Below are 12,301 nucleotides of genomic sequence, written 5' to 3'. Positions count from 1 at the left end.
GCAGGACGAGCAGCACCGCTGTCAGTGCAGGCGAGGCAGCCCAGTCCGGCAGGAGCGAGGCATTGCCGTGTTCCGTGGCCTGGGCTGTCGAGGCGGGGGAGGGCAAGTCAGGTCTCTCCAGGGGTGCGGTGGGGCTTGTGGGGCGGTAGTGAGCGGCGTTCACGGAGGGGGCGTACACGCGGGCCCCCTTCTAAAGGGGGCCCGCGCGTGATCGCTCGGGCGCGTGTACGGCGTGGACGCTCGCGTGATCGCTTGACCTGTGGTTTTGCGGTGAGCGTGTGCGCTGTGAGCGGTTCACTGCGGGGTGTTCGCGTGAGGGCCGCGTGTACGGTCGCGTGATCGCTTCGCGTGGGCCGGCGGGAGCTCAGCCGACGGCGGTGAGGTGGCGGGCGGAGGCGTAGTAGCGGGTCTGCTGTCCGCCTCCGGCTCCTCCGGCGATGCCGTCGGCCTTGGTGGCCAGGCCGCTGTCGACGAGGCGGGCCAGGTGGCGTCGTGCCTTCTCCACGTCGGCGCGGTCGGGGTCGCCTCCGCCGATCAGGACCGCTGCCAGGTCGCGGGCGCTCAGCCCGTTCGGGGCGTTGCGGAGCAGGACGGCGGGGTCCTTGCTGGGGTCGACCGTGGTGGTGCCGCGCACGTGGTCGTGGGTGACATCCAGCGGGCCGATCTCCCCGGTGGGGGTCTTGAGGTGGTGGAGGGTGACGGCGGGGTCGCCGGCCTTGCCGGTGACGAACAGGACGCTGCCCGCGCCGGAGACGTACCAGGTGGAGCCGTAGACCTGGTCCAGGCTGGGGCGCTGGCCGCGTGGGGCGTCGGCGGTGGCCTTGCGCTGGTGGTGCAGCTCCATGATCTCCACGCCGTTGCGCAGCGCGCGGTTGCGGGCGTTGTGGAAGGCGACCGCGAGGCTGTCGTCGACCATCGTGCTGACGGCGTCCTTGAGGCTGTCGATCACGATGGTGTCGGCCCGGTGGGCGGTGGCGAGGTCGGCGAGGAGGTCGGGCTCCTTGTCCAGGCTGGCGGGCAGCGGGCCCTGCCAGACGACGAGCCGGTCCCGCAGAATCTTCTCGTCGGTGGGGAAGACACGGCGGTCCATGGCCTTGGCGATCTGCTTGGGGCGGTCCATGGCCAGGTAGAGCACCCGCCTGCTGGGCGCGACCGGCATCTCCAGGACCGTCTCCTGGAGGCCGAGGCGCGCGAAGACGACCTGGTGGGCCAGGGTGGTCTTACCGACGCCGGGAGCGCCGACGATCATGAGGCTCTCGCCCGATGCCCAAACGGTCTTGTCGCGGGTTCCCCACAGGGGTTCGGTGTCGGCCCCGGTCTCCTTGACGAAGCACCATCCGTCGACGGCGAACCGAGACAGGCGGCCTTGACCCGAGGCGAGCGCGCGCTCGCGTTCGGCACGCACCGTCGCCTCGATGTCGCTGCGTATCTCGTCAGGATCGGCGCCGGGCTCCTGGGCGCGCTGGACGGTGCGTACGGCGGAGGCCAGCAGCCGGCGCAGGTCGGCCTTCTTGCGGATGATCTCCGCGTGGTACTCCGCGTTGCCGGTGCCGTAGAGCGCGTCGGCGAGCTGGTGCAGGTAGGCGGGGCCGCCGACACGCTGCAGATCGCCCTGCTCCTGGAGCAGCTCGGTCAGGACGATCGGATCGGTCGGCCTGCCCTCGCGGTGCTGGGCGAGCAGTGCCCGCCAGACCGTCTCGTGCGCGGGCCGATAGAAGGCGTCGTCGCCCAGGACGGGCCGCACCGCGTCGATGACGTCGCTGTGGTGCATGCAGGCGCCGAGCACCGCGCGCTCGGCCTCCACGTTGAAAGGCTGTGTGGGCCCTTCCGGCGCTGACGCGTGGATGTCCATGGAGCGGGATGGCGTATTCGGTTGGGCATCGGTCATACTGGGCATCAGCTCCTCTGCTCGCGGGCCATACGGGACGGCAATCCCGGCCACGCGGGTCGATCGCTAGGGATGGCGGTTGAGAGGTTTGCGCTTGGCCCCCGGTGACAGCCGGGGGCTTTTTGCATGCGGCGCTACGCGGGGCGGGTCGCGGAGGCTCCTCGGGCTGGTGGGGGCGGGGCTACCACCATGCCACACTAATTGCCGATCGCAGAAGTGTTCTGCATCTCGCAGAATACATGCTACTGTTCAGGGGTTGCTGCAAATGGCAGTGACTCGCTACGAACGGAAGGAGGTGGCTGTGGCAGATGAAGACGCCCCACAGGGCGTGCTGCTCAGCGGCGAGGCGAACGTCGCCGTGCGCATCAAGCTTGAGCGCGAGGCGCGCGGCTGGAGCACCAACGCCCTGTCCGACCGCCTGAACGAGGCCGGCTTCGAGATGAACCCATCGGCGGTCTGGCGCATCGAGAACGGCAAGCGCCGCATCAACCTCGACGAGGCCATCGGCTTCGCCGAGGTCTTCGGCATCGACCTGCGCAACCTCGTCGGCCCGCCCCAGCTTGCCGCCCAGGCCCGAGCCATGGAGCTCATCGACGCCGTCGTGGACGCCTTCCGCGAGACCCAGCACGCCAACGTCGCCTACACCCAGGCGCGCGACGCCCTGGACGCCTACCTCGCCGAGCACCCCGACATCCGCGAGGAAGCGGACGTGATGGTCTCCAACGCCATGGCCGAGGAGTCCGCCAAGCATCTGCTGAAGGCGTACGGACCGCCGACCGCCGCGCACCACGGCGAGGCCGACACCTCCGACGAGGCATAGCCTCCCGCTTCCATCCCATCCCGTCCTGGGCCCGCAAACCCCCAGCACGGGCATCCCCACCCCATCCCCAGCGATCGACCGGCGGGCTGGTGTTGCCGCACCATGCCCGCCAGAAGAGGAACCACCCCTTGCGCCAACCCGCGATACCCCCTGCCTCCGCACCGACTCCGTACTCGGACGCCGCCCTGCCCCGCCTCTACGTCCCGGAGGAGGTTGCGGCCGTCCTCGGCTGCTCCGCCTGGTGGGTCAAGGACCGTGCCCGTCGGCGGCTCATCCCCTTCACGCGCGTAGGCCGCGCCTACCGCTTCACCGGCGAGCACCTCGCGGAGATCATCCGCATGCACGAGGCCCGTCCTGCCTCCCCCCAGCAGCACCCGGCGGCTCGCGCTCCCAAGCCGCCAACTCCCCACCCTTCCCCGCCGCCTGCCGTGCCCACGGCTCGACTGCGTGCGCGGTCCCCACGCCGCGCACGCGAGAGCCAGTTCGGGACCGCCGCTTAGGACGACGACAGGGGAGGGGAAGTACACGTGGGTTTCGCGGAGAAGCGCGGAAACTACTGGCGCGGCCGGTACAAGACCGCGCCCGGCAAGCACCTCACGGTGGCCGACGACAACGGCAAGGCAATCCGGTTCGCCACCAAGGGCGAGGCCCAGCGCGCCGCGAGCGAGGCCGAGAACAAGTACCGGCGCGGCGACTGGCGCGACCCGGCGCTCGGCCAGGAGACCTTCGGCGAGTACGCGAACCGCTGGTACGAGGCCCAGGACCTGGCCGCCTCGACCATGCAGAACTACAAGCGCCACATCGAGGAGCACCTGCTCCCGGACTTCGAGGACATGGCGCTCGCTGGCATCCTGCGCACGGACGTCGACCTGTGGGAGAAGAAGGAGAAGGCCGTCTACGCGGCCTCCAGCGTCAAGACCTGGCGCTCGACGCTCCACCTGATCTTCGAGGACGCGATCGACGAGGGGGTGATCACGTCCAACCCGGCCGCGCGACGGCGCGGACGCGGCAAGCGCGCCGGCCGCTCCCGCGACCGCGGCCCGGAGAAGGTCGTCACCGACCCGCTCGGCATCCTGCTGACCGCCGAACGGGCCGCCCTGCTCTCCGGCCGCGACGACGAGTTCGTCGCCGTGGTCCTCAAGGGCTACACCGGCATGCGCTGGGGCGAAATCGTCGGTCTAGAAACCGAGTTCGCCCGCGCCGGTGCTGTCCGCGTGGAGTGGCAGCTGTATGAACTCGACACAGGCGAGCTGGTGCGCTGCCCGCCCAAGGACGACAGCTACCGCACCATCGACGCGATGGACTGGCTGTCGGCCCTGGTCGCCAACCACGTCGCCCGTACGAAGCCCACGCCGTGTCCGTGCCACGGCAAGGCCTACGTCTTCCGAGGGCAGGGAGCAGCCCGCACTGGCGGCCACCAGGGCGCGAAGCTCGTCGACGTCGCACGCCGAGCCGGAGTCTCCACGGGCACCGTGTCCAACATCCTCAACCACCCCGACCGCGTCACCGAAGCCACACGAGCGAAGGTGGAGCAAGCTATCGCGGACCTCGGGTTCGTACGGGGTGGCGTCGTATCGGAGCGCGCCGCCCATTGGCGCAGGAATGGTTTTGCGACCTGGCTGTTCACCCCGGCGGTCTCCGGCTGGTACCCGAAGAAGGCACCGCAAGAGCCACGGCCTGTGCCGGTGCTCGGCGAGCCCTGGCCCGGCGTTCCGGCAAGAGGGCGGGGCGCCAGCGAACGGGCAGACGCCTGCTGGCTCTCCATCGCCAAGGGCCTCACGCCCCACGGCCTTCGCCACACCCACCGGACCGTGATGGAGGACCTCGGAACGGAGAAGGTCCTTATGGACGAACGCATGGGCCACATCGACGGCTCCGTGTCGGCGCGCTACGCCCACGTCACCCCTGGCATGCGCAAGCGCCTCATGCACGGGCTGACCGAGCAATGGCAGGCAGCACTCGACGCCCGACTGGCCATGTGCCCCACATCGCCGGTGCGCGTGCTCAACGAACTTTTGCGCTTGAGAAGGCTTGCTCTCCATAGCGTTGCCTAGGTGGATTGGGCCCGGCGCCGAAGGCTCCCAGTGTTGCCGGGCCCAACCCGTCTCAAGTCCGAGGCGAAGGAGTCCCTCGTCAGCCCTCTGAAGCATGCGGAGAACCGTTGGCAGCGACTCACTGATCAGGGCGCAGTGCTGCGCAGATCGCCTTCTGGACGGCTCGCCCGCTGCTTGAAGGCGACTACCTTCCCATCAGCTCTTGGTCGGCCGGAGCGTGTAGCTGAGGTGTTTGCGACCGGCTGTGGAGCGATGGACCGCAGGATCGTAGGCTGGATCGCCAGCTGGTCTGACGCGCGTAGATACGGTTTGTCCCCGTACTGGCGCTGTAGGAGGCTCCAGAGGAGCAGGGGGGCCTCCTGTCCTACCGACACGGGCTCCTCCTTGCGCCAGCCGCGCTGAGTCAGCTGCACGTACAGCGAGCGCTTGCGGCTGTCGTCGATGTGCCCAACTGCGGCACCGCGAAGGATCAGGGCCTGCATCGACACACCCCATGTCTGCTTCCGGCGAGCGAAGCCTTCCAGGGTTAGACGATCCGTGATCTCCTCTCGGGCCCTTTCGTAGGGGACAAGCAGGGCGCCCGCGAATCGGTTTGCTTCACCCTCGGGATCTGCTGCGCGTGGCCTGAAGGTGTGGAGTACGAGGTGACCGAGTTCATGAGCCAGGGTGAACCGGTCCCGGTCGCCCTGTGCGCCGGGAAAGTACGCGATCAGTGCGGTCTCTCCGATACCGGCCCAGTATGAAACGCCGAAGTGCTTGTTCGTCGGGCTGACGGAGTCGCCCGTTGGATCGGGCAGCACGATGGGTGCAACCGCAATACCAGCGCGCTCAAGCGCACGCGTGAGGTGAGGGATGGGCTTGTCTGGGGCTAGGCGCAGGGCCTCGCGGGTCTGGGCTGCTAGTTCCTCGACGTCGCTTTGCGATAGCTCCGGTGCGCTGGCGAACGGGAGTGGCGGTGCCGGGTAGCCGGCCTTGTTGATGATCTCCTCTGTCACACGGAAGCTTTCGCCGTAGAACGCGCTGATCCGGCGTGTGACAGTCCGGCTCGCAGTTGCCATCTTGCGAAAGCGCAACGAGTCCAGCGGCACGGAGGAAGGCTGCGCGTAGAAGAAGCTCATCGGCGTATCGGTGGCTTCAGCGATCACGCGCAACCGGTCCTCGGCTGGCTCGCGCGCACCTGTCTCAACCTGCGAGGTCCAGCTTTGGCTGATTCCTGTCAGGCGGTGGAGGTCGGCACCGGTGAGCCCGAGGAGGTCGCGGAGTGTCCGCAGCCGCTCACCAGGTGAAGCCTCCAGTGCCGTCGGCATCGTTCGTCTCCTCATCCGGAAGTTCGAGTTCTAGACCTTCATCTTGCGGCTCGAAGTGAAGGTCCCGCAGGTCGGACGCACTGGCGAGCAACGGAAAATCAAGATCGACAAGTTGTTCTTTGCCGAACCTCCACGTTCCGATGGTCCGTACTACCCGGAACAACGGCGCTCCCTCGGCATCGATACGCCAGAGGATAAGCAGGTCGTTGTCTTCCGGCCCCACCAGGGTCGGCTGGCCGAACTTCGTCAGGGGGCGGTTCTGGTAGAAGGCTCGCCGCTGACGGTTCGGCCCTGGGGCCGGTACGTGATCGTCCCTGAAGCCATGCAGCAGTCGGGTGCAGTACTCACCGTCCGTAAGCCACAGCTCACCATTCCGGCGGTGGTTGCCGCTGAGCTTCCAGTCGCCGAGCCTGGCCGCCGCTGAGCCGAGGCGGTAGTGGACCAAGGCGCGGGTCATGTGCGTGCGGATCCAGCCGTAGCTGTGGCCATTCATCTCGGGCACCTGAGTCCGCTGGTGCTGAACAGCCCACGCGAAGGCATCGTGGAGGGGTTCGCAGAGCTGCGCGGTGGCGTCGCGGATGTGCGCGACCTCATCCTTAATCACGCACGTGAAAATATCACGGAAAAAGTTAAGGGTGTGGGTGGTTGCCCATCAAAGGTGCTGCCGTACCAGAGGCTTGACGGCCGATCAGTTCTAGTCCGTGACGCGCGTAAGCGCTGTCCTGCTGCATGGGCTCGACCACGTGGAACTGATCAGGAGGACAGGGACGAGGCCGACTCCGCTGAGGTCCAGCTCGCCCGCTTGTAGGAGGAGGCTCCTGAGCTGGCCGCACGGGCCGTGGGGGAGATCTGGCGAACGCGTCGAGTAGGGCACAGCGGCAGCGCCGGGTTGCCACCCGCCTGCTATGCGAGTTGGCCCCACTGCGAGGGAGGTCGGGGTGAGTCCTTCAGCGCCCGGTGGCCACTAGCACGCCGGTCTGACAATCTGGCCCCAAGATCAGGCGATTTTGGTCGTTCGCCCACTGGGGGCGTGGGCTGATGGCGGCGTACCTGCGCGGACTGGGGCACACGACCTGACCAGTGCTTGAAGGACTGACTCGGTGGCCTGCGTGTGCCGACGTTTGGCGAGATTACGCCGGTCACTGCCAGATGGATCGTCATCTGCCCCGAGTCTTGGGCGGGGCGCGGGGGGCGCTCTCAACAACAGCCCATGGGGAGGAGATTCGGGTGGACAAGGACGAGGAGCTCATCTCGGCAGTGGAGGCACTGCTGTCGGACCCGCGGACGGATCCGGGCATCGACGTCGAGACCGTTGGGCAGGCCGCTCGCGCGGTGGGGCTCCTCGAAGAGGGCCTTCGGAATGGCCCTGGCGTCTTCCGGCTGATGGCCGAGGGAGGGCAAAAGGGCGCCGAAACTCTGTCATCGGATCGGCTGCAAGTCCTGTCCGAGATGGTGCAGAACGCTGACGACATGGGGGCTAGCCAGGTTCGGTTCATTTGGCGCCCCGAGGAGCTGTTGATCGCCCACGACGGCAAGGGCGTGCGACTGGCCGACATTCTGTTGCTCGGCTTGCCCTGGCTCAGTGGAAAGACCTCCGACGCGGAGGCCACCGGACGGTTCGGTATCGGGCTGGCGACCCTGCGCGCTCTCGCCACCACCTGGGAGGTGCACTGCCACCCCTTCCACGTGAGGTTCGCCGACTTGTCGATGCAACCGGTCGAGGCACTGCAGGTACCAGAGCGGCTCGTGGGGCCAGAGTGGACGGTCTTCCGCATCCCTCTGGCCCCTGACGTGCTCCCCGCCTCGGATCTCTTCACATGGTTCGAGACATGGAACGACAGCTCCCTGCTCTTCCTCCGGAACGTACGGGGGGTCGAAGCCGTTCAAGACTTCCCGGACGAGCAGAGCACCGACGATGAAACGCCGTCGGTCACGCTCAGACTGAGCTGGGCGGAGATCGGCCGACAAAAGCTCAGCATTGACGGCGTGGAAGCGGTCGTCCGGATCCGTGAAGCCTGGACGACCGGTGGGGCGTTGTGGCGGGTGTACGACACTCAGGTCGCACCGCTCGGCGCGAGTACACGCCGACACAAAGCGGTTGGAGCCTCCATGCCGATCGCCGTCGCGCTGCCGGTAGATGGGCCGGAAACAGGGAGTGTGCACGCGGGGCTACCGGTAGCCGAGTTGAAGGTCGCGACTCGCGTGCACGCCCAGTTCGACCCCGTGGTCAGCCGCGAAGGATTCGCAGCCAGCCGATGGAACGAGGAGCTGGTACCACTCGTCGCGGACCTCTGGGCGGCCGCTGCCCTCGACGTACTCTGCGATGTCGAACCGTCTGCGTGGCACCTCATTCCGTTGCCCTCTCCCTCCGACCCCTCGCCACCCGCCCGGCTCCAGGACAGCATTCGCGCAGCGTTGGTCGACCGTTCCCGCACATGGTTGGCACCTCGGCTCTCCCTGCCCTGCCCGGATGGGACCGTAAAGTCGCTCTCCGAGCTCGCTGTCGAGGAGTCACGGCTGTTGGACGTGCTGGACGACGAGGACATCGCCCGGCTGGCTGGGCTGCCAAATACATTCCCGCGACCCGCACGCGACGGTGCAGACCGGTGGCGCGATGTCCTCACCGACTGGCGCGGCAATGGCGCCGCGGACCTTGCTGCTGAAGTAGGGGTCAGAGACGCACTCAACTCACTCGACAACACCGAGTACGACGTTTCACAGACCATCCGCCTCAAGGCTGTTGCCATCGAGGGAGGACTCGATTACCTGCTGCGCAGTCGGCCGTGTGTTATTACAGCCGACGGTCGGCGTCTGCAGCCGATGGCAGTCGACGTCGCGTTCGCGGAACATCAGGGCGCCGGGCCGCGCGGCACCGGACCGTTGGATGCGCTGGACGTCGTTGTTGACCTCCACCCCGCTTACGTGCGCGAATCCGAGTGGCCCCGTCGTGTACTCGACTGGCTGGGGGCGCAGGGCTGTCTGGTACGGCGGGACGACACCGCGGCCGTGCTGCGCCGTATAGACCAGATGGGACGCGCGGGCAGACGAATCGGCGGTGACGCCGGGTGCGGAATCGAGCAGCTCGTGGCTCTTCAAAGGGCCTTGGGCGAAGTGTCCAAGAAGGTGCGTGAGCGGCTCGGCGCCGGCATCGGACGGGCCGTACTCCTCGACGGTTACGCGTACGAGTCCGATGGCAACGAGCAGCCGTGCCAGGTGCTGCCGGCTCACGCATATCTGCCGCAGACGCTGGAGACTGCCGACGGAGACCGTTTCGCCGTTGCTGCGGGAAAGACTTCCGGTATCAGATGGGTGCACCGTTCCTATGCGCGTACCCTCCTGTCCCAAGCCGAGTGCGGGCTGAGTCGTACGGGGTTCCTGCGTCTCCTCGGGGTGGCCGACACGCCGAGGTTGAAGGAGCCTCCGCGTGGCTCGACAACCAAGAAGTACGCGACGGACTCCCGTATCGGCTTGGCGTACGACTGCGGACTGTCGCCGTCCGCTCGCACGAGTGCGCTGCGTCGAATGGGTGCGCAGTTCACGCTGGATGACCGCATCAGTCCGGACCTGGATGCCGTGGTACAGCACATCATCGCTGAGCAGAACTCGGAGGAGCGTAGGCGTCGTACGGCGGCCCTGCTGCAGACGCTGGGCAGGCCCGGAATGATCACGTCATCCGAGCACACAAAAGTCCAGGTGGCGGACGCGTACCGCGGATGGAACGTGCACGGTCAGACGAGTGCTCTTTGGGTGTGGCGGCTTCGGGAGGTCGCCTGGTTGGAGGACACCAGCGGCAACCTCCTCCCTCCGCGACAAGTGCACTTGTGTACACGTGACGCACGAGCGCTGTACGGGCAGGACGACCCGGGGTATCTGCACCCTTCGGTCCAGGAGGCAGTGGCCAACCGGACCGATGTCCTGGCGGCTCTTGGGGTGAACGGGAATCCCGACATCCCTCAGCTGATGAAGCGTCTGAAGGAGCTGCGGAAGCGCACTACGACCTCCGGCCCGGTGGACGACTCACTCAAGGCCGAGATTTATCTCGTCTACCAGGCACTGGCCGGGCGACTGAGGAACCAGGCGGCGCCGTCTCGCCTCGAGCTGGAGCGGAGGATCCGGAATGCCTTCAGTGGCACCGACCTCGTGCTAACCGACCAAGGATGGCAACGGGGGAGCGATTGCTTCCGGGGGCCCACAATCCTCCGTGGCTTCCGGCCCTTCACCATCCCTGACCCCGAGTTGAATCCGCTCTGGGACGCCCTCCGGATCGAACAGCCGAGGCCAGAGGACCTGGTCGATGTCATGAAGGAGATCGCGCAGTCCGGCACCCAGCTCCAGGCGGACCAACAGCGCGTGATGCTGGAGGCATTGAGGTCCCTCGCCGACACGATCACTTCGACTGATGGGCCCATCTCTCTCGGCCTGCGCTCCAAGCTGCGCTGGCTGCCGCTGCGGACCACCCTCGGCTGGACGCAGGAGCGCCCCGCCTACGCGGTGGACCACCCCGTCATCGCCCGCACGCTCGGCGAGCACCTGCCCGTGTGGCAGCCCGGCGGAGATCTGCAGCAATTCGTCGGCCTGCTGGGGCTCCTCAAGGTGCTCAGGCTGGAGGCATCCGAAGCGTGCGTCCTCGCTCCGGACCGCGCAAGTCCCGATCGCCAGCTCACCGGGGACTTCCGGTGGGCGGTGACCAGCCTGCAGGACACCCTCGTACGGGACGAGCCGGCCGCCGCCGAAGCTTTCACGGGCTGGGCCTGGCTGATGGAACTCGAGGTAAGGATCCTGCCGGGGCTACGGATCCAGCTGGACCCGGGTGAGGGCCGTGAGGCGATCGAGGTGCCGGTTGACGCACACGTCGACCGGGAAGCCAAGGCGCTCTTCGTCAGTGTCCCCGAGGCTCTGAGAACCACGCGGGGAGGAGGGTTGGCCGTGGCCTCCCTCTTCTCAACGGAGCGCGCTCACGTCGGGCATCGTTGGCGCGATCTCTGGGAAGCGGACTGGCCGCAAGATGCTCCTGCCGCCCCGCTTGTCCCGTCCGGCCAGCAAGATCACGAGGACCGTGAGCGCTTGGCCTCGCAGCTGCGGGAGCGGGAATTGTCGCGGCCCTCGGGCCCCACGATTCCGCCCCAGCCGCGCGGCCCGGTGAACCCGCCCACCGGCATCCCGACGCCCTCGTCGGCTCCTACGCCTTCCGGCTTGGGGTCCACACCCACCCCGCCGTCGGTCGAGCCCCGCAAGCTGGTCCCCTTGGCCGAACTGCAGGCGCGCACCCCAAAGGCCACCCGTACTACCTCCTCGTCGGAACCACGCCCGGCATCCTCCTCGGGAAGGCGACGTGCCGCCTCGCTGCCGCAACCGCGTCGGGGTGGGGCCGCGCCCATCGAGCGTTCCGGACTGCTCGGCTACCAGGACCGGGACAAGGAGAAGATCGTCCTGGGGCTGCTTGCTCGGATTCTTCACGAGCGGGGGCGGATGCTGGAAGACCAGCGAGGTCTCCTTCGGCTGGGGGCGGACGCCGTCGACTCGGCAGGCCACTTTTACGAGATTAAGGCTCACGGCGGGGCAGAGCCCGCCGATGTCTCCCTCACCAGCGCGGAACTCACGCGTGCTCTTGCAGAGGGAAGTAACTACTCGCTCGTCATCGCCTCGAACCTGGAAGAGGGCAGAGGAACTCCGACGCTTCGGATCATCACTGATCCGTTGCGATTCTTCGAAGTCGAATCCGCGGCTGAGGTGAAGCTCAGGGGCGTACGTGACGCGGATGCCGACGCAACGGTGTGGCGATGGCCGGATGCCGGGGCGTGAGAGGTACAGCCAGCGTGTCCTGTTGCTGCCCGCGCATGCCCTGCTGATCGTGACGGGTCGAGGAGCCCGGCTTCCTTCTGCCGATGAGGGCTGAGCGGCAGTTGCGGCGGGGTGATGGGAGCCGTTCGGGTGCCGGGATATGAAGTCGGCTCCCAAACGGCTCCCAAAATGGCCCCCGGAACCACTCAGGGGCCCGACCCGCTAAGCGGATCAGGCCCCTGACCTGGTACTTCACTGTCGGGGTGGCGGGATTTGAACCCACGACCTCTTCGTCCCGAACGAAGCGCGCTGCCAAGCTGCGCCACACCCCGGTGTCGCTGCTCTCGCGGCGACGACGTTTACTTTAGCCCACCGGTGGCCAGAGGCGAAATCCGGTTTGGGTGCCACGGCTGGACACGTGGGGGCCGACGGCACCGACCGGTGCCGTCGG

General features: G+C 67.5%; 7 protein-coding genes and 1 tRNA gene. 4 read left to right on the top strand and 4 right to left on the bottom strand.

Annotated elements, in window-relative coordinates; genetic code table 11:
- Positions 1 to 364 precede the first annotated feature (364 nt).
- On the bottom strand, positions 365 to 1,897 hold the full coding sequence (locus PYS65_RS16480; RefSeq protein ID WP_481007575.1) for a DnaB-like helicase N-terminal domain-containing protein: 1,533 nt from the start codon (positions 1,895 to 1,897) through the stop codon (positions 365 to 367).
- 256 nt (positions 1,898 to 2,153) lie between these two features.
- Between PYS65_RS16480 and PYS65_RS16475 the strand changes: the two genes are divergently transcribed.
- The 3 genes from PYS65_RS16475 (at position 2,154) to PYS65_RS16465 (ending at position 4,762) form a co-directional block, all read left to right on the top strand.
- Positions 2,154 to 2,708 carry a helix-turn-helix domain-containing protein gene (locus tag PYS65_RS16475; protein ID WP_279334709.1) on the top strand — a complete coding sequence of 185 codons (555 nt, stop codon included), beginning with the start codon at positions 2,154 to 2,156 and terminating at the stop codon, positions 2,706 to 2,708.
- A gap of 128 nt (positions 2,709 to 2,836) precedes the next feature.
- Complete coding sequence (locus PYS65_RS16470; protein WP_279334708.1) at positions 2,837 to 3,208, top strand: helix-turn-helix domain-containing protein; 372 nt, start codon at positions 2,837 to 2,839, stop codon at positions 3,206 to 3,208.
- Positions 3,209 to 3,235: 27 nt separating this feature from the next.
- Positions 3,236 to 4,762, top strand: a complete 1,527-nt coding sequence (locus PYS65_RS16465; protein ID WP_279334707.1) for a LacI family DNA-binding transcriptional regulator — start codon at positions 3,236 to 3,238, stop codon at positions 4,760 to 4,762.
- Positions 4,763 to 4,887: 125 nt separating this feature from the next.
- On the opposite strand, the gene PYS65_RS16460 is transcribed toward PYS65_RS16465, so the two are convergent.
- Together PYS65_RS16460 and PYS65_RS16455 are read right to left on the bottom strand one after the other, a co-directional pair.
- A complete protein-coding gene (locus tag PYS65_RS16460) occupies positions 4,888 to 6,069 on the bottom strand; it encodes an ImmA/IrrE family metallo-endopeptidase (protein WP_279334706.1) in 1,182 nt (393 codons plus the stop codon).
- Positions 6,038 to 6,673 carry a hypothetical protein gene (locus tag PYS65_RS16455; RefSeq protein WP_279334705.1) on the bottom strand — a complete coding sequence of 212 codons (636 nt, stop codon included), beginning with the start codon at positions 6,671 to 6,673 and terminating at the stop codon, positions 6,038 to 6,040. The genes PYS65_RS16460 and PYS65_RS16455 overlap by 32 nt, the downstream gene beginning before the upstream one ends.
- Positions 6,674 to 7,296: 623 nt before the next feature.
- Here PYS65_RS16455 and PYS65_RS16450 point away from each other — a divergent pair.
- On the top strand, positions 7,297 to 11,871 hold the full coding sequence (locus tag PYS65_RS16450) for an ATP-binding protein (protein ID WP_279334704.1): 4,575 nt from the start codon (positions 7,297 to 7,299) through the stop codon (positions 11,869 to 11,871).
- Positions 11,872 to 12,108: 237 nt separating this feature from the next.
- Here the strand turns inward: PYS65_RS16450 and PYS65_RS16445 are convergent.
- Positions 12,109 to 12,182, bottom strand: a tRNA-Pro gene (locus PYS65_RS16445).
- Positions 12,183 to 12,301 lie beyond the last annotated feature (119 nt).

Origin of the sequence: Streptomyces cathayae (genome assembly GCF_029760955.1) — a bacterium.
GTDB classification, from domain to species: domain Bacteria; phylum Actinomycetota; class Actinomycetes; order Streptomycetales; family Streptomycetaceae; genus Streptomyces; species Streptomyces cathayae.
The sequence above is the reverse complement of the archived record's forward strand: the minus strand, read 5'-3'. Positions and strand labels throughout refer to the sequence as shown.